This window comes from Aliiroseovarius halocynthiae (genome assembly GCF_007004645.1).
Lineage (GTDB): Bacteria > Pseudomonadota > Alphaproteobacteria > Rhodobacterales > Rhodobacteraceae > Aliiroseovarius > Aliiroseovarius halocynthiae.
This window is the reverse complement of the sequence record NZ_ML660019.1, coordinates 1,125,800-1,151,651: the sequence shown is the minus strand read 5'-3', so window position 1 is coordinate 1,151,651 and position 25,852 is coordinate 1,125,800. Positions and strand designations below refer to the sequence as shown.

At 56.5% G+C, this 25,852-nt stretch carries 25 protein-coding genes and 1 tRNA gene; 12 read left to right on the top strand and 14 right to left on the bottom strand.

Features of this window, described 5'->3' with window-relative positions; all coding sequences use genetic code 11:
- Positions 1 to 2 precede the first annotated feature (2 nt).
- From FIL88_RS05715 to FIL88_RS05695, 6 genes are all read left to right on the top strand, one after another.
- Positions 3 to 1,076, top strand: a complete 1,074-nt coding sequence (locus FIL88_RS05715) for a methyltetrahydrofolate cobalamin methyltransferase (protein WP_142852816.1) — start codon at positions 3 to 5, stop codon at positions 1,074 to 1,076.
- A 271-nt stretch (positions 1,077 to 1,347) separates the two neighbouring features.
- A complete protein-coding gene (locus FIL88_RS17005) occupies positions 1,348 to 1,479 on the top strand; it encodes a hypothetical protein (RefSeq protein WP_281281285.1) in 132 nt (43 codons plus the stop codon).
- A gap of 148 nt (positions 1,480 to 1,627) precedes the next feature.
- A complete protein-coding gene (locus FIL88_RS05710; protein WP_142852815.1) occupies positions 1,628 to 2,812 on the top strand; it encodes a CaiB/BaiF CoA transferase family protein in 1,185 nt (394 codons plus the stop codon).
- 115 nt (positions 2,813 to 2,927) lie between these two features.
- On the top strand, positions 2,928 to 4,970 hold the full coding sequence (locus FIL88_RS05705) for an ASKHA domain-containing protein (RefSeq protein ID WP_142852814.1): 2,043 nt from the start codon (positions 2,928 to 2,930) through the stop codon (positions 4,968 to 4,970).
- 51 nt (positions 4,971 to 5,021) lie between these two features.
- Positions 5,022 to 5,095, top strand: a tRNA-Gly gene (locus FIL88_RS05700).
- Positions 5,096 to 5,128: 33 nt separating this feature from the next.
- The gene (locus FIL88_RS05695) at positions 5,129 to 5,620 is read left to right on the top strand and encodes an acyl-CoA thioesterase (RefSeq protein WP_142852813.1); all 492 of its coding nucleotides are present in this window, start codon (positions 5,129 to 5,131) and stop codon (positions 5,618 to 5,620) included.
- A gap of 262 nt (positions 5,621 to 5,882) precedes the next feature.
- On the opposite strand, the gene FIL88_RS05690 is transcribed toward FIL88_RS05695, so the two are convergent.
- The 3 genes from FIL88_RS05690 to FIL88_RS05680 all read right to left on the bottom strand — a co-directional run bounded on the left by FIL88_RS05690 (position 5,883) and on the right by FIL88_RS05680 (position 8,948).
- Entirely contained in the window at positions 5,883 to 6,707 is an 825-nt protein-coding gene (locus tag FIL88_RS05690) for a sulfite exporter TauE/SafE family protein (protein ID WP_142852812.1), read from the bottom strand.
- Positions 6,708 to 6,714: 7 nt separating this feature from the next.
- Positions 6,715 to 7,716 (bottom strand): tRNA dihydrouridine(20/20a) synthase DusA, encoded by a 1,002-nt coding sequence (gene dusA / locus FIL88_RS05685; protein WP_281281284.1) that lies wholly within the window; start codon positions 7,714 to 7,716, stop codon positions 6,715 to 6,717.
- 356 nt (positions 7,717 to 8,072) lie between these two features.
- Positions 8,073 to 8,948: a LysR family transcriptional regulator gene (locus FIL88_RS05680; RefSeq protein WP_142852810.1), complete on the bottom strand. Its 876-nt coding sequence runs from the start codon at positions 8,946 to 8,948 to the stop codon at positions 8,073 to 8,075.
- A 109-nt stretch (positions 8,949 to 9,057) separates the two neighbouring features.
- On the opposite strand from FIL88_RS05680, the gene FIL88_RS05675 reads away from it, so the two are divergent.
- The 6 genes from FIL88_RS05675 to FIL88_RS05650 all read left to right on the top strand — a co-directional run bounded on the left by FIL88_RS05675 (position 9,058) and on the right by FIL88_RS05650 (position 15,258).
- The gene (locus FIL88_RS05675; protein ID WP_142852809.1) at positions 9,058 to 10,215 is read left to right on the top strand and encodes an ABC transporter ATP-binding protein; all 1,158 of its coding nucleotides are present in this window, start codon (positions 9,058 to 9,060) and stop codon (positions 10,213 to 10,215) included.
- A gap of 112 nt (positions 10,216 to 10,327) precedes the next feature.
- Positions 10,328 to 11,197, top strand: coding sequence for a carbohydrate ABC transporter permease (locus FIL88_RS05670; protein ID WP_246066664.1), 870 nt, complete (start codon positions 10,328 to 10,330; stop codon positions 11,195 to 11,197).
- Positions 11,197 to 12,159, top strand: coding sequence for a carbohydrate ABC transporter permease (locus FIL88_RS05665; protein WP_142852808.1), 963 nt, complete (start codon positions 11,197 to 11,199; stop codon positions 12,157 to 12,159). The genes FIL88_RS05670 and FIL88_RS05665 overlap by 1 nt, the downstream gene beginning before the upstream one ends.
- A gap of 109 nt (positions 12,160 to 12,268) precedes the next feature.
- Positions 12,269 to 13,516 (top strand): ABC transporter substrate-binding protein, encoded by a 1,248-nt coding sequence (locus FIL88_RS05660; RefSeq protein WP_142852807.1) that lies wholly within the window; start codon positions 12,269 to 12,271, stop codon positions 13,514 to 13,516.
- Positions 13,517 to 13,576: 60 nt separating this feature from the next.
- Positions 13,577 to 14,407 (top strand): metallophosphoesterase, encoded by an 831-nt coding sequence (locus FIL88_RS05655; protein ID WP_142852806.1) that lies wholly within the window; start codon positions 13,577 to 13,579, stop codon positions 14,405 to 14,407.
- Positions 14,404 to 15,258, top strand: a complete 855-nt coding sequence (locus FIL88_RS05650; protein WP_142852805.1) for a phosphodiesterase — start codon at positions 14,404 to 14,406, stop codon at positions 15,256 to 15,258. Before FIL88_RS05655 ends, FIL88_RS05650 begins: the two co-directional genes overlap by 4 nt.
- A 410-nt stretch (positions 15,259 to 15,668) precedes the next feature.
- Here the strand turns inward: FIL88_RS05650 and FIL88_RS05645 are convergent, their stop codons facing one another.
- The 11 genes from FIL88_RS05645 to soxC all read right to left on the bottom strand — a co-directional run bounded on the left by FIL88_RS05645 (position 15,669) and on the right by soxC (position 25,805).
- Positions 15,669 to 16,436 carry an SDR family NAD(P)-dependent oxidoreductase gene (locus tag FIL88_RS05645; RefSeq protein WP_142852804.1) on the bottom strand — a complete coding sequence of 256 codons (768 nt, stop codon included), beginning with the start codon at positions 16,434 to 16,436 and terminating at the stop codon, positions 15,669 to 15,671.
- Positions 16,437 to 16,532: 96 nt separating this feature from the next.
- Positions 16,533 to 18,275, bottom strand: a complete 1,743-nt coding sequence (locus FIL88_RS05640; RefSeq protein ID WP_142852803.1) for a SulP family inorganic anion transporter — start codon at positions 18,273 to 18,275, stop codon at positions 16,533 to 16,535.
- Positions 18,276 to 18,322: 47 nt separating this feature from the next.
- Positions 18,323 to 18,652, bottom strand: a complete 330-nt coding sequence (locus tag FIL88_RS05635; protein ID WP_142852802.1) for a protein tyrosine phosphatase family protein — start codon at positions 18,650 to 18,652, stop codon at positions 18,323 to 18,325.
- A gap of 9 nt (positions 18,653 to 18,661) precedes the next feature.
- Positions 18,662 to 19,549, bottom strand: a complete 888-nt coding sequence (locus tag FIL88_RS05630; protein WP_142852801.1) for an MBL fold metallo-hydrolase — start codon at positions 19,547 to 19,549, stop codon at positions 18,662 to 18,664.
- A gap of 38 nt (positions 19,550 to 19,587) precedes the next feature.
- Entirely contained in the window at positions 19,588 to 20,031 is a 444-nt protein-coding gene (locus tag FIL88_RS05625) for a DUF6691 family protein (protein WP_142852800.1), read from the bottom strand.
- Between the two features lie 12 nt (positions 20,032 to 20,043).
- Positions 20,044 to 20,478 (bottom strand): YeeE/YedE family protein, encoded by a 435-nt coding sequence (locus tag FIL88_RS05620; protein WP_142852799.1) that lies wholly within the window; start codon positions 20,476 to 20,478, stop codon positions 20,044 to 20,046.
- A 171-nt stretch (positions 20,479 to 20,649) separates the two neighbouring features.
- A complete protein-coding gene (locus FIL88_RS05615; protein WP_246066663.1) occupies positions 20,650 to 21,030 on the bottom strand; it encodes a DUF302 domain-containing protein in 381 nt (126 codons plus the stop codon).
- A 199-nt stretch (positions 21,031 to 21,229) separates the two neighbouring features.
- Complete coding sequence (locus FIL88_RS05610) at positions 21,230 to 22,504, bottom strand: NAD(P)/FAD-dependent oxidoreductase (RefSeq protein WP_142852797.1); 1,275 nt, start codon at positions 22,502 to 22,504, stop codon at positions 21,230 to 21,232.
- 76 nt (positions 22,505 to 22,580) lie between these two features.
- Positions 22,581 to 23,291: a c-type cytochrome gene (locus FIL88_RS05605; RefSeq protein WP_142852796.1), complete on the bottom strand. Its 711-nt coding sequence runs from the start codon at positions 23,289 to 23,291 to the stop codon at positions 22,581 to 22,583.
- Positions 23,292 to 23,434: 143 nt separating this feature from the next.
- Positions 23,435 to 24,541 carry a c-type cytochrome gene (locus FIL88_RS05600; RefSeq protein ID WP_142852795.1) on the bottom strand — a complete coding sequence of 369 codons (1,107 nt, stop codon included), beginning with the start codon at positions 24,539 to 24,541 and terminating at the stop codon, positions 23,435 to 23,437.
- Entirely contained in the window at positions 24,525 to 25,805 is a 1,281-nt protein-coding gene (soxC, locus tag FIL88_RS05595) for a sulfite dehydrogenase (RefSeq protein WP_142852794.1), read from the bottom strand. The genes FIL88_RS05600 and soxC overlap by 17 nt, the downstream gene beginning before the upstream one ends.
- Positions 25,806 to 25,852 lie beyond the last annotated feature (47 nt).

Here is a 25,852-nt window from a genome sequence, read left to right as displayed (position 1 = left end):
GAATGACACGTACCATCGTCGAAAGCGCGACCAAGACCTCGATCATCGGCTTTGACCAGCCGTTCTCGGTGATCGGCGAGCGCATCAACCCGACCGGCCGCAAGATCCTGAACGAGGAGCTGGAGCGCGACGATTTCAGCCGCGTGGAGCGCGATGCACTGGCACAGGTGGCTGCCGGCGCGACCATTCTGGACATCAACTCGGGCGCTGTATTCTCGAACAAAATGGCCGAAGATCCGCGTTACGCCGACAACAACTTTGTTGAACCGGACCTGATGCGCAAACTGGTCGAAGTGGTGCAAGCCGTCACCGATTGCCCGCTCTGCATCGACTCGTCAGTTCCCGGCGCTCTGGAAGCAGGTCTGGAAGCCGCCAATGGTCGCCCGCTTCTGAACTCGGTCACTGGTGAAGAAGAACGTCTGGAACTGGTTCTGCCGCTGGTCAAGAAATACAACGTGCCTGTTGTTGCGATTTCGAACGACGACACCGGCATTTCGGAAGACCCCGAGGTGCGCTTTGCGGTTGCCAAGAAGATCGTGGAACGCGCGGCTGATTTCGGCATCCCGGCACATGACATTGTGGTCGACCCGCTGGTCATGCCGATCGGCGCCATGGGCACAGCTGGCCTGCAGGTCTTTGAACTGAACAACCGCCTGCGCAATGAACTGGGCGTGAACACCACTTGTGGTGCCTCCAACATCTCGTTTGGTCTGCCCAACCGTCATGGCATCAACAACGCCTTCCTGCCAATGGCGATGGCAACTGGTATGACCTCGGCGATCATGAACCCGATCGCCCTGCCCGTTGGCCCAAAAAAACTGGCCGAGAAGAAAGCCGAGATCGAAGCCAAAGGCATCATCGTTCCGGCCGACATGGATGATGAAACCTTTTGTCAGCTGTTCGGACTTGGCTCGACCCAACCCAAAGCCGGGAAGGAAATGGAGGCCATCCGCGCCGCCAACTTCCTGACCAACAATGACGAAGGCGGCGCCGAGTGGATCAAGTTCAACTCGACCAATTCCGGGGCCGCTGGTGCAGCTGGTGGCCGCCGCGGAGGCCGCCGCCGTCGGGGGTGATATGACGCGTTGATCAAACTGTCTGACACCATGTTTACACACCTTCGGTTCAAGATGTAATGTTCCGCCTATACGTCAACATCAAAACAGGCCCGCCCAATTGGTGGGCCTGCTTCTGTTTTTCCTGTGCGATTGCATGCGAACATCTGCCACCCCCCTAGCCACAAAGATTAACGCTTGCTGCGACTGCTCCGACCTCTAAGCTTCGCAGTTGGGAAACTTGCGAATCCCCGCAGGCCTAAACCCTCAACAACCAACGATGGAGCCGACCATGAAACTGACAGCTGCCCTTGCACTGATCGCTACTGTAACACTCGCCGCCTGCGCATCAGAGCCCGAGCCGGCACCTGCGCCGATCGTCCCAGACGCAACCTATGACAAACTGGGTAACCGGACCAACTGATCCCGCTACCACGACAAAGACCGGAAAACCTGCCGGTCTTTGATCGCTGTTATTTGGCGGTCCAATCGGGAACTTGATTTCCCTCAATGTGCGCCTCAAAACCGAACGCTATCTGTCGCATAAACCCGCGAACATAAGGATCGTTCAAATGACGGACACTCCCATAGAACAGACGTATCGGCCGCCGCTCTGCGACATCACCATTCTGGACCTGACCCACGTGCTGGCAGGCCCCTATTGTTCCATGATCCTGTCAGATCTGGGCGCGAAGGTGATCAAGGTGGAACAGCCTGGCACCGGCGACGACACACGTCACTTCCCGCCCTTCCGCGACGGGCACAGCGCCTATTTCGCCACGATCAATCGTGACAAGGAATCCATCGCTCTGAACCTGAAAGACGATGGTGACCGCGCGGTGTTCGAACGGCTTTTGGCGCAGGTGGATGTCGTGATGGAAAACTATCGCCCCGGCGTGATGGAGCGTTTGGGATATGGGTGGGACGACCTGTCTGAACGCCATCCGCACCTAATTTACGGCGCCGTGTCGGGCTTTGGCCATACCGGCCCTGATGCCCTGCGGCCGGCCTATGACATGGTGGTGCAAGCGCGCGGCGGTGTTATGTCGATCACCGGCGAAAAGAACCGCGAGCCGGTGCGCGTGGGGGCATCTGTTGGGGATATTGTCGCAGGCATGTTTCTGGGCCACGGGCTGTTGGCCGCGCTCTATCAGCGTGAAAAAACCGGCGAGGGGCAAAAAGTGGATGTGGCGATGCTGGACAGCCAGCTGGCCATCATGGAACACGCCATCGCCATCACCGGTGAAACCGGCATTCCACCCGAACCGTCGGGGGCACGCCACCCTTCAATTGCCCCGTTCGAGACCTATCACACCGCTGACGGCCTGATGGTCATCGCCTGCGGAAATGACGTGCTTTTCGCCAAGCTGTGCGAGGTGATTGGCAAGCCGCAATGGGCCACTCTGCCCGAATTTGCAGACAATCTGTCCCGCTGCCAGAACGTGATGTTGCTGCGTCGGCGGATCGAAACCGTAACACTGGCCCATCCGCGAGAGTTTTGGCTAAACCTTCTCGCCGCCGAAGGTATTCCCTGTGCGCCGATCCAGAATGTGGCCGAAGCAATGGAAGATCCTCAGATCTTGGCCCGCAACATGGTCAAACACCTGCCTGCCCCAGACGGCGGCGCACCTTTCGCTGCCGCTGGCAACCCAATCAAAATGGACAGTATCGACGATGCGCGACAGCCACAGGCCGCGCCGCTGTTAGATGAAAACCGCGTCGCGATTTTGGACTGGTTGGTACAACGCGAAGCCTAAATCTGGCAGCAAGTCGAAAAAACGGCGTTTTGGGACAAGTAATGCCGCTAGCAGGCATTGCGCGCGCCTGTACGTTCCTTAAATTGGTTGAAAATCAACAGGAAAGACGCGCGCAATGTCTCAGGATCCTTTGGTCATCTTTACGCCCTCCGGCAAACGGGGGCATTTTCCGGTCGGCACCCCCATCTTGACCGCGGCCCGTCAATTGGGTGTTGATCTGGATTCCGTATGCGGCGGGCGCGGCATCTGCTCGAAATGTCAGATTACCCCTAGCTTTGGCGAGTTTCCAAAACACGGCGTGACCGTGTCCGAGGACGCACTGTCCGAATGGAACAAAGTTGAGCAGCGTTATGACGACATTCGCGGCCTGCCCAAGGGGCGCCGTCTGGGCTGTCAGGCGACGGTGCAAGGCGACGTGGTGGTCGATGTGCCCCCGGAAAGCCAAGTTCACAAACAGGTGGTCCGCAAACGGGCCGAGGCACGCGACATCACGCTGGACCCGGTTGTAAAGCTTTTCTATGTCGAGGTCGAAGAACCCGACATGCACGAACCCTCGGGCGACCTGGAACGCCTTGTCATCGCCCTTGAAGAACAGTGGGAAATCAAAGGTGTACGCGCCGACCTTCACATTCTCTCGACGCTCCAACCTTGCCTGCGCAAGGGCGAATGGAAGGTCACTGTTGCCGTCCATCTGGGCGACGAAGAAAACCCGCCACGCATCATGCATGTCTGGCCGGGATATCACGAAGGCGCTGTTTACGGCATGGCTGTGGACCTTGGATCGACCACCATCGCCGCGCATTTGTGCGACATGACGACGGGCGATGTCGTCGCCTCGTCCGGTCTGATGAACCCTCAGATCCGTTTTGGCGAAGATTTGATGAGCCGCGTCAGCTATTCCATGATGAACAGCGACGGCGCGCAGGAAATGACCGACGCCGTGCGTGAAGGCATGGACGCTCTGTTCACCCAGATCGCTGCTGATGCCGAGATCGACAAACACCTGATCATGGATGTGGTCGTTGTCTGCAATCCGGTCATGCACCATCTGTTCCTTGGCATTGATCCGTTTGAACTGGGACAAGCGCCTTTCGCGCTAGCGACCTCGGACGCGCTGCGTCTGCGCGCCACGGATGTGGATCTGACGATCCACCCACTTGCCCGCCTTTACATGCTGCCTTGCATTGCGGGCCATGTAGGTGCGGATGCCGCCGCGGTGGCGCTGTCCGAAGCCCCGGATAAATCCGACGACCTTGTGCTGGTCGTCGACGTGGGCACCAATGCCGAGATCCTTCTGGGCGACAAAAACGGCGTTTTGGCCTGCTCCTCGCCCACTGGCCCCGCGTTTGAGGGTGCACAGATCAGCTCGGGCCAGCGTGCAGCCCCCGGTGCAATTGAACGGGTCGAGATCGATCCGGTCACCAAAGAGCCCCGCTTCCGCGTCATCGGTTCGGATCTATGGTCGGATGAGGAAGGCTTTGACGCCGCAACCGCCGTCACGGGTGTAACTGGCATCTGCGGATCCGGCATTATCGAAGCGATTGCCGAAATGCGTATGGCGGGTCTTGTGGATGCAGGCGGGCTGATCGGATCGTCCGAGCAGACCGGCACCGACCGTTGCTTTGCTGACGGTCGCACCAACGCCTATCGCCTGTGGGATGGCAACGAAGATCAGAAACCCATTACGGTCACCAACGCGGATATCCGCGCCATTCAGATGGCAAAAGCTGCGCTCTATTCCGGCGCGCGCCTGTTGATGGACAAGCGCGAAGTCGATCACGTCGATCGCGTGGTGCTGGCAGGCGCGTTTGGCGCGCATATCTCGGCCAAACACGCGATGGTGCTGGGTATGATCCCCGATTGCGAGCTGGATAAGGTGACATCCGCCGGGAACGCGGCGGGCACCGGTGCGCGGATCGCGCTGCTGAACCGTGCTGCACGGGCTGAAATCGAAGACACCGTGCGCAAGATCACCAAGATCGAAACCGCCGTCGAAGAGAAGTTCCAAGAGCATTTCGTCAATGCCTCGGCCATGCCGAATTCGTCCGATCCGTTCCCGATCTTGCGTTCAGTGGTCCAGCTGCCCGACCCCAGCTTCAATACTGGTGGAGGTGACGAAGACGGTGGCGGACGCCGCCGACGTCGCCGTCGGGGATGAACCGATAAGCGCTTGAAATTCCCTAGCCCTTGGCATAGCTCAAGGGGGAATGCGGGTGTAGCTCAATGGTAGAGCAGCAGCTTCCCAAGCTGACGACGAGGGTTCGATTCCCTTCACCCGCTCCAGTTTTTCCCACCAGACAAGCGTACGAGCCAACCATGTCCGATCCCCTTGCCGACATTCCGCTGGTCACGCCGCTGACCGCCCAGAAACTGCGCCAAGCAGGCGTCCCAGAAGGCTGGAATTTCGGGCAGATGGATCGTGTGCGCTTTCACGAGCTGGACGCGCTGAACCATGTCAACAACATCACCTATCTGCGCTGGTTCGAAGATATCCGCATCCCCTATTTTCATGCTTATGCGGTGACAAGCTATGACGGCCGCGACGACCCCCAGGTCGTGTTGGCCACCAATTTTGCCCGTTATTTCAAACCGATGTTTCTGGGCGAGACCTATGTCATCGCCGCCCGAGCGACCAGCTTCCGCAACAGCTCGTTTGTGCTGGAATACGGGATTTTCGTGGACGGAGAGCTTCGCTGTGGTGGCGAAACGGTGATTGTCACACTGGAACAGGATGGGAAAACAAAACGTGTGCTAAGCTCCGAGGTTATTGCCGCACTAACGGCGGATGGCGCATCTAAGGCCGGGTGAGCAGGTGCGCAGGACTGGTTGGGTTATCGACGGCCATGACCAGGGCAACTCGTGCCAGTCAAAACGCCCTCCCTCTTATCCCACAAAATTCCACAGTCTCACACCGGCAGGTCGTGCCCGATCTGAGGCCCGTTCTGATCTGATCTGGATGGTTTCATAACTCGAGCACGAGGAGACCGACATGATCACCTCAGGTGGCAAAGATCCCTGCGACAAAGGCCACTGACCTAGAAACAGTGGGCAAACGTCGTGGGCAGTTCTGCTACCATCCCAGCGATTTTCGCAACATGCTAAGCGCAACAAGTGTAAGAAACACAGCAAAAACACGCTTTAGCGGCCTCGGGTTCATCGCGTGTGCCAACTTCACACCCAACGGTGCCGTAATAAGCGTCATCGATACAATCAGCAAAAAGGAAGGCAGATTTACAGCCCCGATCGTCCATGGTGGCCGTCCTGCCGGGTCAATTTGAACGAACATAAACCCAAGAACCGAAGGCACAGCAATCAGCACACCGAACCCTGCTGCGGTCGCCACGGCCTTGTGGATAGAGCGACCATGCAAGGTCATCAACGGCACGCCGAAGCTACCGCCTCCGATCCCCATTAAGACCGATAGAAATCCGATAAGCGGCGCGATCATAGCGACCCGCGGACCTTTAGGCATATCCTCAGCCAAACGCCAGTGGGTTCTGCCAAGGCCCATATATACTCCGATGCACAGCCCTAAGACGCCAAATATCGCCTGCAAAACAACTGACTTGAGCCCCGACGCCACGATAACACCGATTAATGCCCCAGCTGCGATTCCAGGCGCCCAGACCCTTAGGATCCCCCAGTCCACCGCGCCTTTTTTGTGATGCGACAGGACTGAGCGCACCGAGGTCACAACGATCGTCGCCAGCGAGGTCGCCAAGCAGATCTGCATCAACTGGTCCGATCCGTAGCCAAGCGCCGAGAACGTATAGAAGAACGCAGGCACGAGAACAATGCCACCACCCACGCCCAGCAACCCGGCAAGGACACCCGCAATGGCCCCAATCGTAGCCAAAACCGCAGCCATTAGGAGAAGCAAGGATAGATCAGGCATAAAGTCCTCAATCAGCGGGGATGTGTTCAGGCACAGATGACAAAGCTTCGGCGACCAAAGCAACCCCTACCCCCGGTTTCGTCGCGCCTTCGGATAGAATACGACGCCATTTACGTGCGCCGGGACGACCCGTGAAAATGCCCAGCATATGGCGGGTGATTGAATGCAATCGGATGCCCTCGGCCATGCGGGCCTCGATATAGGGGTACATGGCCTCGACTGCCTCATGCGCCGAACGTGCGGGAGTGGTGTCGCCAAAGATCGCCTGATCGGCATTCAACAGTACGGTTGCCGGATCGTGATAGGCCGCCCGCCCAATCATCACGCCATCCATCACATCCAGATGTGCGCAGGTTTCGTTCAATGTGGTGATGCCCCCATTGATCGACAGATGTAGATGCGGAAAGGCCGTCTTCATGCGGTGCACCAGCGGATAATCCAAGGGCGGGATATCCCGGTTTTCCTTCGGGCTGAGGCCTTGAAGCCAAGCTTTGCGCGCGTGGATGGTGAAGCGATTGATCCCTGCAGCCGAAACTTTCTCAAGGAAATCTGGAAGGATCACTTCTGGTTCCTGATCATCAACCCCAATGCGGCATTTAATTGTAACTTCAATATCTTGGGCCGCATCCTTCATAGCCGCCACACAATCAGCAACCAAGCACGGGTCGCGCATCAACACCGCGCCAAACGTCCCTGACTGTACCCGATCCGACGGGCAGCCTACGTTCAGATTTACCTCGTCATAGCCGCGCTCGACACACAGCTTCGCCGCCGCAGCCAGCTCTTTCGGGTCTGAACCACCAAGTTGCACGGCAACCGGATGCTCCTCGACGTTATAGTCCAGAAGATGCACAGCTCCTCCGCGCACCAAGGCAGGCGCGGTGACCATTTCCGTATACAGCAAGGTGTGACAGCTCATCAGCCGGTGGAAATACCGGCAATGCCTATCAGACCAGTCCATCATGGGTGCCACACTGAAACGCGCAGCTATTTGTGCGTTACTCTTCAAAGTGTTAGATCCATACTCTATTATATGCGGATTTGCGCGACTTCCATAATTTTCCGCGAACTTTCGAGGGGGCGATTCTGATGTGCTACCGTGTAGCACATCTTCACAGCACGGACAGCCGCCAGATTGCCCCCCATCGCAGAGCCAATGCATGCTCTGAATTTTACGGAATGGATGCAGGCTGAAAAATACAAAAGCAACCCAGTTGTATGGTGTCGCCTTTTGCCGTCAGAGCATCAATTTCAAGATGCGAGCAAGAAGGATAACGGGCCTATGAAAGGCTTCGAACCGGGTCTGCTATGAGGCAAGGTTTACCTGTAAGCCTCTCATCAACGAGTCCCCTTTAACTTCATTGGCTATCGAAAATCCGAGGAAGATGCGATGTCGATGAAGGCTTTGACCAATCGCAATCGAGCTCGGTCTTTTGGCGCAACGACAGCAATCTCGTGCGTTTCTGACAGTTCTGAAACCGGCACCTCGACCAACCCATGCGAAATCAACCCGCTATTGCCAAGAAAAATGGCGATACCGGCCCCTTGAAATACGGCCTCACACATCAGAGGAAAGGTCGTCATTTTTATGGTGCGTTGAAATTGAATTCCGTACTTATCTTGCGCTTCGCGCACAATGCGCTCGGTCAGGGAGCCGTTTTCAGGCAAGATGATCGTTTCCTGCTCCAAGTCCTTGAAGTACAGCAAGTCCCGACTGGCAAGGGGTGAGGAAGGCAGAAGATAAGCGACATAATGTGTCGTTTGCACGGGCACCCGCTCCCAATCATCAGCCTTGGGTGGATCAGTGATCAACCCGACATCGGCTCTGCGTTCCCGCAACAGCCGTGTCGCTGTGGTCCAAGCGTAAAGTGCAAAGTCGATCTCGACGTCAGGGTAGGTTTTCCGGAACACACTGATCGCCTTAAGGGCTGGAAGCGGTGCATTGGCAATGACTTTGATATGGCCACGCGCCATGGCCTCAAAGCCCTCGAGTCTTTCATTGATTTCGGAATCCAGCGTAACCATACGGTCTGCAAGATCATAGAACTCCTGCCCGGTCCGGGTGAGGGAAATCCCTTCGCGACCGCGCAGAAGCAGTTTTGAGCCGACTTGTTTTTCAAGTTTGGCGACGTGCTGAGTAACTGCAGACTGCGTCACGCCCAGTCGGATGGCTGCGGCCGAGAAACTGCCCTCGCGGACCACATATGCAAAAGCAACAAATTGATGGTGATTGGCGCGCATCTCTCTTCCCCTGTCGGAGGGCGCGTATCACCCATTAGTTTCACTAATATGACGTCACAAAAATGAAAGCTCACCTTCGTACAACGCCTCCGTCAGATGGAGGAATCAGATGGCCGAGCTAAGCATCGAAAACATAGCCAAACGCTTTGGCGAAACCGAGGTGCTCAAGGGAATATCAATTGATATCTCTGACGGAGAGTTTGTATCACTCGTCGGGCCTTCAGGGTGCGGGAAATCCACTCTGCTTAGGATCATTGCAGGGCTCGAAGAACAGAGCTCGGGCGATATTCGCATTTCAGGTCAATCGGTGGCGGGTCAGCGGGCCGCGGATCGCAACCTGTCGATGGTTTTTCAATCTTATGCGCTTTATCCGCATCTTAGCGTGGGCGAGAATATCGCCGTACCGCTGAAGATGCGCCGCATGACCGGGCTGCAACGCCTGCCCCTGCTTGGGAATATCATGCCAGGAGCACGTGAAGCCAGAGGAACAATTGAGCAGGACGTCAGCCACGCAGCTCAGATACTGGAAATCGGGCACCTTCTGGATCGCAAGCCGGGACAGCTTTCGGGAGGGCAGCGTCAGCGCGTTGCGCTTGGCCGGGCCTTGGTTAGAAACCCAGCAGCATTCCTGCTGGACGAGCCCTTGTCAAATCTTGATGCCAAACTGCGCGTGCAGACCCGTGCCGAAATCGCTCAACTGCATCGTCAGCTGGACGCCACATTCATTTATGTCACCCATGATCAGGTCGAGGCGATGACCATGTCGGACCGGATCGCGGTGATGATGGGAGGGCGCATTTTGCAATGCGCTGCACCTGATGTGGTCTATGAAGACCCCGACCGGATCGAAGTGGCAGAATTCATCGGCTCGCCCAAGATTAACATCCTTCCAGTCGAAGTGTCTGGCGAGGGAAGACTGAGTTTACTAGATCAACCGCTGAACCTTGCAGTTCCTGGCGCAAACAGGGGGGTAGCTTCACTTGGCCTACGCCCCGAAGCTCTGCGCCTATCTGGCGAAGGTGCCCCCATTCACGGCCACGTTGTGCACAGCGAAAACTTAGGTTCCGAATTGTATGTTCAGGTCGAAGTTACTGGGCTAGAGGAGCAAGTCACTCTGCGCACCATGCCAGACCGGCGCTCAGCGCTTACCCTTGGGACACCGGTTGCGCTTGATTTCGACGCTGCAAAGGCCTTGGTTTTCGATGCAGATGGCGCACGTTTGCGCAAGCTTCGCAATCTAAGCGCAACGACAAGCGAGGTGGCCTGAGATGTCAGCCACCGAACCACCTGTTACATGCGTTGCGCCAGCAGCTGCCATTAGACACGCAACCAAAGAACGCCGCGCCGCATGGATTTTAACTGCGCCTGCCCTGTCGCTGATGGTGGTTATTCTGCTGGCACCGGTCGTAATCGCGGGGCTGCTTTCCTTCACAAACTATTCGCTTGGGAACGGCAGTTTCGATTGGGTTGGCATTCACAACTACGAAAAATTATTCACCCGCTCGACCTATGAAAAGATGTTTATCGCCACGCTGACCTATGTGGTGACGGTGGTGCCAATCTCAGTGGGGTTGGGCCTTGGGGCTGCATTGCTTATCAATTCGTTAGGGCGGTTTCGCGAATTCTACAAAACGATCTATTTCCTGCCAGTCATGGCGACGCTCTTGGCGATGGCGATTGCATGGGAATTCATGCTGCATCCGTCGATCGGAATGATCAACCGGACGCTAGAGATGGGTTGCGGAACAGTTCTAGAACGTATTTGGCCGTTCATGGCAAATAGCTGCGCTGAACGTTTCCCGCTGTGGCTTGGCGACAAACGTTATGCAATATGGGTGGTCTGCTTTATTGGCATCTGGCAGGGTTTCGGCTTCAATATGGTGCTGTATCTGGCCGGACTTACAAGCGTTCACCGCGAACTGTATCACGCTGCTGAAATGGACGGCGTCAGATCGGCTTGGGAACGGTTTCGTCTTGTCACTTGGCCGGCATTGGGGCCGACAACAGTCTTTGTTGTCACCATCACATGCATCCGCGCCTTTCAGGTGTTTGACACAATCGAAGCTTTCTGGCCGCAAGGTGGCGGGCCGAACAAGTCCACCTATGTGATGATGTTTGCCATTTTTGAGAAGGGCGTACAGCAGAACCTGATCGGCATCGGCTCTGCGATCACCATGCTGTTTCTGGCGTTCGTCATGTTCCTCACACTGATCCAGCGCTGGCTGGTAGAACGAAAGGTCCATTACTGATGACCCGCGACTGGTGGAAACATTTGATACTGATCCTTGGCGTGATCATTGTCATTGCGCCGTTCTACATGATGGTAAGCTATTCTTTCAAATCTCCGGGTGAAATCGACCGAGGCGAAGGCGGCTTCTTTGGGCGCCAAGAGATGATGGTGGATGAACGCTGCGTGAAACTGCGCGACCCGAGCCGCGAAGACATTGCTGCCGCCGCACTTCGCTTCCCCGACACCACGGATGGGAACATTCGCAACGCATTGGTTGCCGAGGCCGAGGCCGACTGCGCCGTGCGCCCTGTGGTCTTCAACTATACAAAGGCGTTTAGCGAGGCCCCCCTCCTGCGCTACCTGCTCAACGGGGTGATCGTCACTGCGTCGATTTTCCTGATCCAGGTCGTGGTCGCACTACCGGCGGCCTATGCGCTCGCCAAGCTGAAGTTCTGGGGGCGAGACGCTGTATTCGCCCTGGTCTTATTTTGCCTGTTGATCCCGGTCCATGCGATTGCGCTGCCGCTTTACATCATGCTGGCGAAACTTGGGCTGACCAACACCTATGCGGCACTGGTGGTGCCGTGGACGATTTCGGTCTTTGGTATCTTCTTGATGCGGCAATTTTTCATGACCGTGCCCGATGACCTAATTGACGCGGCCCGCATGGACGGGATGGGTGAATTTGCCATCGTCTGGCGCGTGATGTTGCCTACGGCGATCCCGGCACTGCTGGCCTTTGCGATCTTTTCTATCGTGGCCCACTGGAACGACTATTTCTGGCCCCGCATCGTGGTGACCGGCAATCGCGACCTGTTCACGCCTCCGTTAGGTCTGCGCGAATTCAAAGGCGATGGGGATGGATCGTATTTCGGGCCGATGATGGCCACGGCCACGGTGATCGTCACCCCTTTGATTGTCGCCTTTCTGTTAGCACAGAAGCGCTTCATCGAGGGGATCACCCTGAACGGCATGAAATGAATACGGGTGCGGGTCACCCCGCACCCACCCGAAATCCCACATGGGATCAACCAGGAGCGTGCATCGCCAAACACAAGCGCTCCATGTCAGGAATGAGAGGAACACTTCCATGAAAACTACCCTGTCCGCAATGGCCTTGGTGCTGAGCGCCACCGCTGCGATGGCCGACGACACAGTAACCATCGAATTTGCCTATCCCTACAGCCACCTGTTCGACGTGACCTACGAAGCCATGATGCCAGCTTTCAAGCAAGCGCATCCGAACATCGAAGTGAAGTTCCGTGCAACCTACGAGTCGTATGAAGACGGAACCAATACCATCCTGCGCGAAGCTGTCTCTGGCAACCTACCTGACGTCACCATGCAAGGCCTGAACCGTCAGCAGATCCTGGTTGAAAAGGGCATCGCAAAGTCGCTGGAACCCTTTATCGCCAAGGAAGCCAATTTCGCCAAGGAAGGGTATCATGACGCGATGCTGTCGCTGTCAACCTTCGATGGTGATGTGCATGGGCTGCCGTTCTCGGTGTCGTTGCCCGTCGGATACTACAACATGGACATCTTGACAGAGGCCGGCGTGGACAAACTGCCCACCACTTGGGACGAGGTGATCGGCGCGTGCGAGACAATGAAGGCAAATGGCGTTGACAACCCGATCTTCTGGGGTTGGAGCATTACCGGCAACTGGTTCATGCAGGCTCTCCTGTGGTCGCAAGACAAAGCGATTGTTGAAGATGGTCGGGTGAAGCTAGACACCCCTGAAGCCTTGGCTGCTCTTGAGCAGATGCAGGAAATTTTCACCAAATGCGACATGCAGAACCTTGAGTGGAAAGCCGCGCTGTCGTCTTTCTCGGCCGGCGAGATCGGCATGATGTTCTGGTCAACCTCGGCATTGGGTGCCGTCGAACGCTCGCAAGGCGATTTCGAACTTGTAACCGGCCCTTTCCCGGGGATGGGCGAAACGCCCAAAGGTTTGCCTGCAGGTGGCAACGCAGCCCTCTTCACGTCGACTTCAGAGGATCCCAAAGTGCAGGAAGCAGCCTGGGCGTGGTTGAAGTTCATCACCTCGGGTGAAGGCGCGGCAGAAGTGGCCAAGACCACGGGCTACATGCCGCCGAACAAGGCTGCCAACGAGGTAATCTTGGCCGACTTTTACGAGCAGAACCCGAACAAGCAGACCGCTGTCGATCAGTTGCCATTGCTGCGCGACTGGTTGGCCTATCCCGGCGACAACGGATTGGCGATCACCCAGGTGATCTATGACGGGATCGAACGCATTGTCACCGGCGACGCAACCGACATGAAAGAACTGCAGGAAGAGCTGGTCGAAGAAGTTAACGATCTACTGCCAACCAGCTAATCTCAACTTCCGGCCGCGCGACCATGTTTGCGCGGCCGTTTCCTGTTTCGGGCAAAGATCATGAAAATCATCCATATTTCAGACATTCACCTCACGATCCCAGGCGAACCGATGGGGGGGCTGAACCCTCATAAACGTTTTGCCCGTGCGCTGGCCGATGTCATCGCACACCATCCAGACGCAGCGCGGATCATCATAACAGGCGACTTGGCCCATTGGGGTGAAACCCGCGCCTATGAGGCACTTCAACATGCGATTGCAGACCTGCCAGTTGCGGTGCGGCTTTTGATAGGCAACCACGATAACCGCGCAACCTTCCGATCTGTGTTTCCCGAACATCCGGTTGATGCGAATGGCTTCGTCAACCATGCCGAAACTCTGAACGGTGTGCGGTTCTTGTATCTCGATAGCGTGGGAGAAAAGACCCATGCTGGGCATTTCTGTGACTTGCGACGCGCGTGGATGCGCGAGGAGCTGGCGGCATGCGAACGGGCGCGCGTTTTCCTGCATCACAACCCGATGCCTTTGGGCCTTCCAGCCGAAGATCAAATCGCCTTAATCGAAGAAGATCGCGGCCCGTTCCTTGAGTTGATCCGCCAGTATGCTGGTAAGATCGACTACCTCCATTTCGGGCACGTACACGCACCGATCCACGGGCGCCTTGCGGGGGTTTCTTTCGCCAGCGCCCCTTCAACCGGCAACCAGTCCATCCCCGACTTAAACGAATCCAAGTTGTTGAAAGGTGCGCCGTTGCCACCGGCTTATTCGGTGCTTTTGATCGACCAGAATGACACTACCATTCACCAGATTCCCTTTGCCTGGGACGGCCCAGTGATAACTGCAGGTACGGCTTGGAATGATTGGGCCAAACCAGAGGAGAATGCGGAATGAAGTTCATCCATCTGACCGACACGCATATCATCGGCGGAAATCGTTTGCTCTATGGCGCTAACCCTGCACAGCGTTTGAAACTGGCTGTCGATAGTATCAACGCTGAACATGGTGATGCAGAATTTGTTATGGTGACCGGGGACATGACACATTGGGGGGATGCGGACGCATATGCAGCGTTTCAGAAACAGATTTCCCGCCTGGAAATGCCAGTCCACCTTCTTGTCGGAAACCATGACGACACAGCCGCATTTGCAACGCATTTCCCCGACGCTCCACGCGACGAAAACGGCTTTGTCCAATTCACCTTCGACATGCGCCATGGCCGCGCAATCTGTCTTGATACGAAAAGCCAAGGCTCCCACGCTGGCGGCTACTGCCAAGCGCGGTTGGAGTGGCTGCACAACCAGCTGCAAGGGTCGGATGATCCGGTTCTGCTGTTTATGCACCACCCGCCGTTTAAGGTCGGCATCACGGCAATGGACGAGATCATGATGCTGGACGCAGATGCTCTTTACGACGTCATCCGCCCCCACAAACCCCGCATCCGGCACCTGTTTTTTGGGCACATCCACCGTGCGATTTTCGGCAACTGGCGCGGCATCAGTTTTTCATGTATGCGGGGTCTTAATCATCAGGTATCCCTTAACCTGACAGCAGGGCAAACCGAGATCCCTGGCAACTTCGAGGCCCCAGCCTATGGGGTCGTGCTGGTGGATGACCAGAGCGTCACCGTTCACATGCATGATTTCACCAACAACTCTCCTGCCTTTTTCCTAAACGCGCCCCCGGGTATGGATCCGCTTCGCTATCAGTTAGACATGGTTCATGAAGGGCATGACGATCCGTGATGGCAGATGCAAGCGGCTATCACTGCTGAAAAGCTCCCGACGAGGTTCTCGGCTACCTTTACACATCTGACCACCTCAGCCGGAGGTAAAATGCAACCTAAGCAACTGCTTATCCAACATTAAACCGCCGGAAGCTCCCAGCAGCATCCCGTCGGTCGAAGCACATGCGTGCCCTTGAGCTAACACTTTTCGTTAAAGACCCGGATCGCGTGCTGAGTTATTCGACACACGGGGCGCTGCAATCACAGAAATTAAGGCTTCGATTTGTTCGGGACGGGGGGACAACCACTTGTGGCGCAATTCGTTGGCGCACCCACCCTGCACTGCCAAGCTTTCCCCAACCCGGTCGCCGGAAGGGTCTGCAGACAAACCCAATACGCCACGCGCTGCGTATAAACTCCGCTTACGATTTACCGTGGAGCCATGCGAATGGCACCGTCCAACCGGATCACTTCACCGTTCAGCATCGCGTTCTCGACAATGTGGCGCACCATTCCTGCGTATTCGGTCGGATCACCCAGACGTGACGGGAACGGGACCTGCGCCCCAAGGCTGTCCTGAACCTCTTGAGGAAGTCCGGCCAGCATGGGGGTCATGAAAATGCCCGGTGCAATCGCCATAACGCGAATGCCGTCACGCATCAGATCGCGCGCCATCGGCAGGGTCAAACCAACCACGCCAGCTTTGGACGACGCATAAGCAAGCTGGCCAATCTGGCCGTCCATTGCGGCAACTGATGCGGTATTGATGATCACGCCACGTTCGCCATCATCGGTCACGGGATCGGTCATCGCCATCCCGGCAGCGGCCTGACTGGCACAATTGAAGGTCCCAATCAGGTTTACACTGATCACTTTCGCATAAAGGCCCGCGTCATGGGGTTCGCCTTTGGATTGGGTTTTTGCGGCGGGTGCGATGCCTGCGCAGTTTACCATCACGCGTTCTTGCCCAAGGGCTGCACGCAGGGTTTTGAACCCGTCAGCAACCGATGTAGGATCAGACACGTCAACCTTGGCAAACGCACCGCCCAGCTTTGTGGCCATTGCCTGACCGGCCTCTTCATTCAGGTCGAAGATGCCGACCTTGGCGCCAGCAGCAGCGAATGCTTCGGCGACAGCGCCGCCCAAGCCGGATGCCCCGCCAGAAATGGTGACAACGGTGTTTTCAGTAATTTGCATGGGCGAGCCTCCGTTCGATGTTGGCTCGCCCTAGCAAGAATTGCACAAGCGTTCAATAAATCCGACAGCCCTGCCCCAGATGACGCAGCGTCGCCCTTAGTCCACAGGGCCCAATGCACGCATTGCGGCGTATTGGGTCAGATAGACATCACCAGACAGGTGATCCATGAAATCCGTACGTTTCAAACGATCCATCACGGGTCCTTTGACCTCGGACAGGCTGAGCGTGATGCCGCTGTCCGCAAGTTGCCGGTCCAATTCCTCAATCGTTTCAAGGGCAGAAAGGTCGATCTCGTTTACGGCCGAGCACATCAGAACGACATGTTTCAAACCACCACGCGCGGTGCGGGCCAGAAGGTAGTCTTCGATATAGCGCGCATTGGCGAAATACAGATTTTCGTCCAGCCGCAATGTGACCAGTTCTGGATGTGTCAGAACGTGGTGCCGATCGATATTTCGGAAATGCTGCGTGCCGGGAACCAGGCCAACCTCGGCGATATGCGGGCGCGAGGTTTTGTACAGGTAAAGCACGATCGACAGGACCACGCCCGCCGAAACTCCGATCTCGACGCCAAAGCCAAGCGTTAGCAAAATGGTGGTCAGAACCGCGGTGAAATCCGCGCGGTGATAGCGCCACGTTGCCTTCAGGATGTGGAAGTCTACCAACCCCAGAACAGCAACGATGATTGTGGCCGCCAAGGTCGCCTTGGGTAAGAAATACAAAAGCGGTGTCAGAAACATCGCGGCCAGAAGAATGCCGATGGCGGTGAACATCCCTGCGGCTGGCGTTTCCGCGCCAGCGTCGAAATTCACAACTGAACGCGCAAAGCCACCTGTCACCGGATAGCCGCCTGACATCGCTGCGGCAACGTTTGACGCACCCAGCCCGACAAGTTCTTGATCCGGGACAATGCGCTGGCGTTTCTTTGCGGCCAATGTCTGCGCAACCGAGATGGATTCGACAAAGCCAATGATTGAGATCAGAAGCGCCGATCCAAATAGGCTGCTCCACAGATCCGCGTCAAAACTGGGCATGGTCAACGGCGGCACGCCCTGCGGAACATCGCCCACAATTGCAACGCCCTTCGCCTGCAAATCAAAGCCCCAGCTGACCAACGTCGTGACCACGACAGCTGCGACGGGGCCTGCCTTGGCAAGGCTGTCTGCCAGTCGTTCACCAAGCCCAAGTTTTATCAACAAAGGTTTCAAGCCCCTGCGAACCCAGAACAGGAACGCAACAGACCCCGCGCCTATGAGCAACGTGATGACATTCGTCTGACCCAGATGCGCCAGCAGTGACCCTGCCAGTTCTATCAGTGAATGGCCATGCGCCTCGATCCCCAGAACGTGCTTCAACTGGCTGGTCGCAATCAAAAGCCCCGAGGCTGTAATGAAGCCAGCAATGACCGGATGGCTCAGGAAATTTGCCAGAAAGCCCAGACGAAACACGCCCATGACAAGCAGGATCAAGCCCGACAGAAATGCCAGCGTCACAGCAGCGGAAATGTAATCGGCCTGACTGGGTAGATCCAGATTACCAATGGCAGCAGCGGTCATCAGGCTGACCACTGCGACCGGCCCCACAGCCAAGGCCCGCGAGGTGCCAAAAACCGCATAGGCAAAAAGCGGCAGAATAGATGCGTACAGCCCCATTTCCGCCGGAAGCCCTGCCAAAAGCGCATAGGCAAGTGACTGCGGGATCAACATGATCGTCACGATCACCGCCGCCAATAGGTCGGCGGAAAACGCCCCCTGATCATAGCGACGCCCCCAGTCAAGAATAGGCACGAATTGTCCTAGGGCAGCGCCGCGCGCTGCCAGAGCCTTGATCACATTCATGGCAGTTTTCCGTTTATTTCAGTCCAGTTAGCAAAAGTCAGACCGGATCAGTTTTTCGAGAGCGTCCACAAAATCTCGCAACGCGTGCCGGTACGGCAGTATGCAAAGACCGGTCCATCTGCAGACGCCATTTCCACCTGAAACGGCTCTTTCATCGCGATTGCTTCATCCCGCGAGCTAACGGGCAGGAACGCTGTTTTCAGGCCGGCGGCCTCGGCGGCGGCTTTCACTTCGCCCCATGCGGGCTGTCCCGGATCTTCGCCATCCGGACGGTTGCACATGAGCAGAGTGAAGCCCTGATCGCGAATGGTCTGTACATCCTCGATCGCGATCTGATGGGACACAGTGATGGTGTCATCCAGTTTTTTGGTTTGCATTGGAACCTCTTAAAGCGCGTTTACCGGTACCTTCAGGAAGGTGTTTCCGTCCTCATCCGCGGGGGGCATGTCGCCCGCACGCATATTGACCTGAAGCGAGGGAATAATCAGGCGCGGCATATCCAACTGAGCATCCCGTTCCGTACGGAACTTCACGAACTCTTCGCGCGTTTTCCCAGCGCCGACGTGAATATTGTGCTCTTTTTCTACAGCCACGGTGGTCTCCCACTGGATGTCACGGCCGTTGGGGCCGTAATCGTGGCACATGAATAGACGGGTGTCGTCCGGCAACGCCAGCACCTTCTGGATCGAATCATAAAGGATACCCGCATCTCCGCCCGGGAAATCAGCACGGGCTGATCCTCCGTCCGGCATGAACAGCGTGTCGCCAACAAACCCGGCATTCCCGATCACATGCACCATACATGCTGGCGTATGACCCGGCGTGTGAAGGGCAAGCGCCTTCATGTTGCCAATCATGTAGGTGTCCCCGTCTTCAAACAGGGCATCAAACTGGCTGCCATCACGCTGGAACTCAGTGCCTTCATTGAAGACCTTGCCGAACACATCCTGCACAACAGTAATCTGGCTGCCGATACCGATCTTGCCGCCAAGTTCCTGTTGAATATAGGGGGCGCCTGACAGGTGATCCGCATGAACATGCGTTTCAATCAGCCATTCCAGTTTCAGACCTTCGGATTTGATATAGTCGATGATCTCATCCGCATGTTCATGCGAAATCCGGCCAGCGGCGTAATCAATATCCATGACACTGTCGATCACAGCGCAAGCGTTCGAAGTCGGGTCTTTGACCACATAGGAAATCGTATTCGAATCCGGCTCGAAGAAGGCTTTCACTTCGGGGATCAGGTCTGTGTGTACGGAATTGTCGGTCATGACATGTCCTTTCTTTGAGGTCCGGGATAAATTCCGGGTTAACTTGCTTGTGCGGCGTCGCGTTGCTGCGCACTCCGCTGGATCAAGAAGCGGGCGATGAAAATGCCCGCTATAAGAGACACTGTGAAAATCAGAACATCCGGGTTACCCGTCGAGATCACAGGAAGAGAGGCACCCGGGCAGAAGCCGGCCAGCCCCCACCCCAAACCGAACGTGAAGGACCCGCCAACCAGACGGCGGTCAATCAACTTGGTGCCAGGCAGCGTGAAGGCATTGCCAAAAACAGGCTTTGGCCCTTTGAGAACCAAGAAATATCCCGGAGCGGTGACCAGAATGGCCGCGCCCATCACGAAGATCAGGCTGGGATCCCATGTCCCCGCAAAGTCGAAGAAGTTCAATACTTTGGCAGGGTTAGCCATGCCCGAGATAGAGATTCCAAGACCAAAGATAAGGCCGATGGCATAGATGACGATCAACTGCATAACGGTCCCTCCTTACAGGCCAAAAACGTGGCGGGTGACGAACACCATGACGGTGATCCCTGCCATGAAGGCTAGCGTGGCCACGAAGCTGCGCGGAGAAAAGCGCGACATGCCGCAGACACCATGCCCCGAGGTGCAGCCCGACCCATAGGTCACGCCGATCCCGACAATGACACCGCCGATGATCATCGACAGAGTGCTGACGGGAACTTGGATTTCAGGAAACCCGCCTGTGATAAACAGATAGACGAACGGGCCCGTCAGCATACCGGCCAGAATAGCCGCGCGCCAAGCCCAATCAGCCGAGCTGTTGGGCTGCATGAACCCCGCCAAGATGCCTGTGGCGCCCAGCACGTTGCCGCGGACCCACATCAGAAGCACCGAGGCCAAGCCAATCAGCGCGCCTCCGAATGATGCCGCCAGCGGTGTGAATTCAGTTTCGATCATATCATGCCTCACCAGGTTTTCTGTTCGCGTGTTAAACTTAGGGCAGCCCCATCGCAGGAACAAGACATACATTCATTTTTTTGAATGTTTTTTCTACAACCCTACGTCAAGCAAAAAGGCCTCGCTCGTCATTGCGACATGCGAGGCCTTGATATTCAAGCCAAATCTATCCTATTCGGCGACCGCTTCCAGAACAATCCCATCCAGAAGTGACTGAACCTTTTGCATGGGGCCGTTAGGATAGGTGCGATATCCCACGCGCACCTCGCCATCTGTCTGGGTCACATAGATGCTATACGGGCAGAACGCGATGTTCTGCGGATCCGCCTCCATCACCTCGCGGCTAACCCGTGCCGAGCAGAACAAGAAGATGTCCGCAGCATCGAAAATCGTAATGTCAGACCCGACATCACCCTTGGTGCGCTCCAACATCTCGCCCGTGTGGCTGACATAATCGATCACCAGCCCCTGCCCTACGATCGCAGATTCCACAGCAAAGGTCGCATCATCGAATTCGCCATCAAAAGCATAGGTAACAGCGTGGTCCGTCATCTGCTTTCCATGACCATCTGCGAAGCTCGGCGTGGCGAAAACCGTTGCCGCCAGCATAGCCAATCCAAGGTAATTGCGCATTAAGTATCCTCCTGTAATGAGGGCCGTTCGCGCGAAGCCCCAAACTGAAACGAGGCCCGGACAACCGGACCCCGCATTGTGTTAAACATATTCGCCAGGGCGAATACAGGCAAGAAGATCAGCCAAACATGTCCGAGGTAATCCCGGCGTACCAGCCGATGCTTTCCTCATATGTTGCTTTGCGCAGCTCAGCATCCTCGCCAGTCTGGCTGATGAAGCCATCCACTTTGGCGATTTTCTCGTCTGTGGCCTCGTAACTTGCGCCGACTTTGACACCATCATCGGTGTCAATCAGCGACCAGCACGTATTGGTAAACTTGGCGGGGAAAAGCTTCGACCCTGTGAGGGCCGACCGCACTGCCATTGCAGCCACTTTCGCTTGGCTGTTCGCGGCAAAGCCGGATTTAGGCATATCGCCTTGCGAACTTGCATCGCCCAGAACGTGGATGTTCTCGTCAACACGCGATTGCATTGTATGCGGGTTTACCGGGGCCCAGTTCCCATCTGTGATGCCTGCCATATCGCAGATCTTGCCCGCTTTCATGGCGGGAATGACATTACACACATCAACTTTGGTGACTTCGCCATCAATGGTGAGGGTCATATCATGCGGGTTCACCGACACATTGTCGCCGCCGAAATCTGGACCAACCCAATCGATCATTCCGTCATAATGCTTGCCCCACCCTTCCTGGAACAGCGCCATTTTAGAGAACTTGGGCTTCGGATCAGCGATGATGATCTTCGCCGTCGGGTTCTTGTCTTTCAGGATATGCGCGATCATCGAGATACGCTCATACGGCCCAGGAGGGCAGCGGAACGGGTTGGGCGGAGCCACCATCGCAAACGTCCCACCTTCGGGCATAGCTTCGACCTGTGCTTTCAGCAGCTCGGACTGCGATCCAGCCTTATAGGCATGCGGCATGGCATTCTGGTGGCTGATGTCCCATCCCTCGACGGCACCATCGATAAAGTCGATACCCGGCGACAGAACCAAACGGTCATAGCTCAGCGTGCCACCGCCCGCCAGCGACACAGTACGCGCCTCGCGGTCGATCCCAACAGCCCAGTCATGAACGACGTTAATGCCGTATTCGGCAGCCAGCTTACCATAGCTATGCGCAATAGACCCCAGCTCGCGGAAGCCCGCCATATATAGGTTCGAGAAGAAACAGGTATAGTAACTGCGCGTCGGCTCTACCAGCGTGACCTCGATCTCGCCCTTGCTGTCCTTCGCAATATAGCGCGCGGCAGTTGCACCACCGGCACCGCCACCGATCACAACGACCTTCGGCTTCCCATGACCGGCCGCATGGACCATCGGCGCGGAAAGGGTTGTGGCGGCCGCACCAGCGGCAGCGCCCCCCATGAACAAACGTCTGTTAATCTTCATTTCTTCCTCCCTTATTGGCGGTATAAGCGCACCGCCATCGCAGACTCGCGAACCCTTCCTGGCGCGCATTAATTCGTTAAGAATCGAGTGCTTCAAAATATGCCGCCAACGCGGCGATTTCATCGTTGGACAGGCGACCAGCCATCATCTGCATCACGGGATGCGGGCGGAACTTGTCCTTATAGGCGTGCATTGCAATCACGAAGTCTTCGGCAGGCCAGCCAACAATGCCCGGAATGCCGTCATTTTCCCCTGACAGCTGATGGCAGGACGTACATTCCGACGACAGGTACGCGCCATATTCGGGGTCCCCCTGAATGGCCAGAATGGTCGGATCGACGGAATGATCTGTGCCCGCCACAGTGGGGGCTGCTTCGGGTATATCGCCCGGATTGTCCGAGTAACGGCGCAAGAATGCCAGCAAATCTGCGCGTTTCTGTTCGTCTTTCAGCCCTCGATACGACATGCGCGTGTCCGACGCGAAAGCCTTTGGGTTCTCGATATACCGATCTAGCAGATCAAATTCCCAAATCAGGCCATCTTTGCCCATTCGGGTTAGACCATTCGAGTATTTAAACCCGTCCTCGGCCCCCGCACGACGGCCAAATATACCGTTGAGATGCGGGCCGACGCGGTTCTTCGCCCCCTCACCTATCGCGTGACAGGACTTGCATTCCTTCCACAGCGTCTCGCCATCCTCGGCACTGCCGATTTCGTTTGAAAAAGAAGGCGTTGCGGCGCAAATCGCTATCACAAGCCCTATCGCAGCGTTTCGAATCCGTCCCATAGACGCGAGTTTAACGGGTGAAGCAAATCCACTCAATAATTTTCATATACTGATGCATGCATATTGCGCACAATTATTGCGCAGCAAACAGAAACGGGCGCAGCCAAGTTGGCCACGCCCGCCTCATGACGACCTTTGCCAGATTATTGGCTGTGCGACTTCAGGAATTCCAAAATTGCCGCGACATCCTTGTCCTTTTTCAACCCCGCAAAGGACATCTTCGTCCCCTTCATATATTTGCGTGGGTTGGCCAGATAGCCGGACAGCTCAGTCTCATCCCAGACCAGACCACCTTCGGCTGCTGCCAGCATGGGCTTCGAGTATTTAAACCCATCAACCGTGCCTGCCGCACGGCCAAAGACACCATTCAAGATTGGACCGGTTCCATTCTTGGCCTTGTCGCCCACCTTGTGACAAGCCTTACACTTCTTAAAGACCTTCTCGCCTTTGGCGACCAGTTCTTCGTCAAGCGCCATCACAGCGGGTGCTGCAACCTCTCCTACGACTGCGGTTTCTTCGGCCGGCGCGTCTTCAGCGGACGCCTCTTCTGTCGAGGCCGCCGCATCAGGTGTTGCTCCGGCGGTGCCCATCACAGCCTGGCTGATTGGCGTCGCATCAAAACCCGAGTTCGGATCACCGGGGAACACCACGGTTGTCGTGATTTCGACCGCGCCGGGCTTACAGTCGCTCATGCAGCGATTGGTGAACGTGCCATATTCCGTCTCAGCACGATCATCGACGATGAAGCCTTCTGCATTGGGCAGAACCACATCCGAAAACGTCTCTTTCGACAGAACGAAATCATCATCCACAAGGTCGTTTGAATAGAGGATGTAAGCCACGATGGCATAGACATCATCATCCGACAGCGTGCCAGCGGCACCAAAAGGCATAGAACGGCGCACATAGTCGAAGGTGGTCGACAGATACGGCCAATAGGACCCAACGGTTTTCAGCGGATCTTCGTGATCTAGCGTATCCGCACCCCCGGCCAGTTTCGGCCAGTTGCCCGCGCCTTCTGCGAATTCGCCGTGGCACACCGCACAAGCGTCTGCAAACACTTCTTCTCCGGTCCAAACATCTCCCTTGCCTGCAGGCAGGTTTGATCCGTCCGGGAAGATATCCAGATCCCAAGCCGCCACTTCGGCCTCGGTCGCAGCGCGACCCAGGCCCAGTTTTTCGGCCATCGCAGGCGCGGCGGTCAAAGCGGCAACCGAGGCCACCATCAGGAATTTAGGAAACTTCGACATTGTTCGCCTCTCCTTTTGCATTCACGTGCCACGTCTGGATGCAGTTGTTGTGATAGATCGAGTTCAGGCCGCGTACCTCGCGCAGTTGCGCCTTGGTGGGTTGCACATAGCCGGTTTCGTCCATCGCGCGGGATTGCAGGAACATCTCGGATCCGTCCCAGTTGATGTCCAGATAGAAGCGGGTCAGCGCCATCTTCTTGCCGGGCTCGGCCAAACGCGCCTCTTGCCAGGTCACGCCACCATCCAGCGAGACATCAACCGCGGTGATCGCGCCGTTGCCGGACCATGCTAAGCCGGTGATAACCAGCGGGCCTTTGCCGTGTTTGATGGGCATCTGCGGGCTGGGACTGGTCACGACGGATTTCGCATCCATCGCCCATGTCCACTTGCGGCTGGTGCCGTCTTCCAGCGTGTCTGTGTATTTCGAAGTCTCTTCGCGGCTTTCAACCGGCTTGTCCATCACCTCGATCCGACGCAGCCATTTGACCCACATATTGCCTTCCCAGCCGGGCACAACCAGACGCACCGGATAGCCATGCTCCATCCGCAGGGCTTCGCCGTTGGCTTTGAAGGCGACCATGCAGTCGTCCAGCGCCTTTTCCATCGGGATCGAGCGACCGTTCGACGACGCATCTGCGCCTTCGACGTAAACCCATTTGTCTTTCAGATCGCCAGCGGCATCCAGGCCAGCCTCTTCCAACAAGGTCCGCAGCGACACGCCGGTATATTCCATGTTGTGGATCATGCCATGAGTGTACTGCGCGCCGTTCAGCTGCGAGCCCGCCCACTCCATGCCGGTATTCGCCGCGCATTCAAGGAAGAAAGTCTGCTGCGAACGCGGGAAACGCTCGAGGTCTTCATAGGTGAACACCAGCGGCGTATCGACCAGACCGTTGATCATCAGGCGATAGTCTTCTTTCTTCAGCGTGATCGCGCCCGAGTGGTGGCGTTCGAACGCGCAACCCTGCGGGGTGATCGTGCCGTCCAGCGCATGGATCGGCGTGAAGTTGATCGAGCTGATCTGATCCGCCGTCAACCATTCCACATTCCGGCGCACGACATCGCTTTCGAACTCAATCGGCATGCCATAAGGCGTAGCGTCCACGCCCTCGCCCAGACTAGAAGCCCATTCCTGTACTTCAGTGATCAGCGGATCACCTTCTGCCTTTACTGCACCCGCAGCGCCAAGGGCTGCACCTGTCGCAGCGGCCCCTTTCAGGAACCCGCGCCGGCTGGGTCCGTGATTGTTCGAGCTGTCACCCATCTGGCATCTCTCCCATTACATATCCATATTCGCCTATTTGCATAAAT

Coding starts and splice junctions, on each gene's coding strand:
- FIL88_RS05610 (WP_142852797.1), bottom strand. CDS start 22,504: ATGAAGATTAACAGACGTTTGTTCATGGGGGGCGCTGCCGCTGGTGCG.
- FIL88_RS05680 (WP_142852810.1), bottom strand. CDS start 8,948: ATGCGCGCCAATCACCATCAATTTGTTGCTTTTGCATATGTGGTCCGC.
- FIL88_RS05705 (WP_142852814.1), top strand. CDS start 2,928: ATGTCTCAGGATCCTTTGGTCATCTTTACGCCCTCCGGCAAACGGGGG.
- FIL88_RS05620 (WP_142852799.1), bottom strand. CDS start 20,478: ATGATCGAAACTGAATTCACACCGCTGGCGGCATCATTCGGAGGCGCG.
- FIL88_RS05670 (WP_246066664.1), top strand. CDS start 10,328: ATGGTGGTTATTCTGCTGGCACCGGTCGTAATCGCGGGGCTGCTTTCC.
- FIL88_RS05615 (WP_246066663.1), bottom strand. CDS start 21,030: ATGACGGACCACGCTGTTACCTATGCTTTTGATGGCGAATTCGATGAT.
- soxC (WP_142852794.1), bottom strand. CDS start 25,805: ATGGGTGACAGCTCGAACAATCACGGACCCAGCCGGCGCGGGTTCCTG.
- FIL88_RS05695 (WP_142852813.1), top strand. CDS start 5,129: ATGTCCGATCCCCTTGCCGACATTCCGCTGGTCACGCCGCTGACCGCC.
- FIL88_RS05665 (WP_142852808.1), top strand. CDS start 11,197: ATGACCCGCGACTGGTGGAAACATTTGATACTGATCCTTGGCGTGATC.
- FIL88_RS05715 (WP_142852816.1), top strand. CDS start 3: ATGACACGTACCATCGTCGAAAGCGCGACCAAGACCTCGATCATCGGC.
- FIL88_RS05660 (WP_142852807.1), top strand. CDS start 12,269: ATGAAAACTACCCTGTCCGCAATGGCCTTGGTGCTGAGCGCCACCGCT.
- FIL88_RS05675 (WP_142852809.1), top strand. CDS start 9,058: ATGGCCGAGCTAAGCATCGAAAACATAGCCAAACGCTTTGGCGAAACC.
- FIL88_RS05600 (WP_142852795.1), bottom strand. CDS start 24,541: ATGTCGAAGTTTCCTAAATTCCTGATGGTGGCCTCGGTTGCCGCTTTG.
- FIL88_RS17005 (WP_281281285.1), top strand. CDS start 1,348: ATGAAACTGACAGCTGCCCTTGCACTGATCGCTACTGTAACACTCGCC.
- FIL88_RS05625 (WP_142852800.1), bottom strand. CDS start 20,031: ATGCAGTTGATCGTCATCTATGCCATCGGCCTTATCTTTGGTCTTGGA.
- FIL88_RS05630 (WP_142852801.1), bottom strand. CDS start 19,549: ATGACCGACAATTCCGTACACACAGACCTGATCCCCGAAGTGAAAGCC.
- FIL88_RS05605 (WP_142852796.1), bottom strand. CDS start 23,291: ATGGGACGGATTCGAAACGCTGCGATAGGGCTTGTGATAGCGATTTGC.
- FIL88_RS05640 (WP_142852803.1), bottom strand. CDS start 18,275: ATGAATGTGATCAAGGCTCTGGCAGCGCGCGGCGCTGCCCTAGGACAA.
- FIL88_RS05635 (WP_142852802.1), bottom strand. CDS start 18,652: ATGCAAACCAAAAAACTGGATGACACCATCACTGTGTCCCATCAGATC.
- FIL88_RS05655 (WP_142852806.1), top strand. CDS start 13,577: ATGAAAATCATCCATATTTCAGACATTCACCTCACGATCCCAGGCGAA.
- FIL88_RS05710 (WP_142852815.1), top strand. CDS start 1,628: ATGACGGACACTCCCATAGAACAGACGTATCGGCCGCCGCTCTGCGAC.
- FIL88_RS05650 (WP_142852805.1), top strand. CDS start 14,404: ATGAAGTTCATCCATCTGACCGACACGCATATCATCGGCGGAAATCGT.
- FIL88_RS05645 (WP_142852804.1), bottom strand. CDS start 16,436: ATGCAAATTACTGAAAACACCGTTGTCACCATTTCTGGCGGGGCATCC.
- FIL88_RS05690 (WP_142852812.1), bottom strand. CDS start 6,707: ATGCCTGATCTATCCTTGCTTCTCCTAATGGCTGCGGTTTTGGCTACG.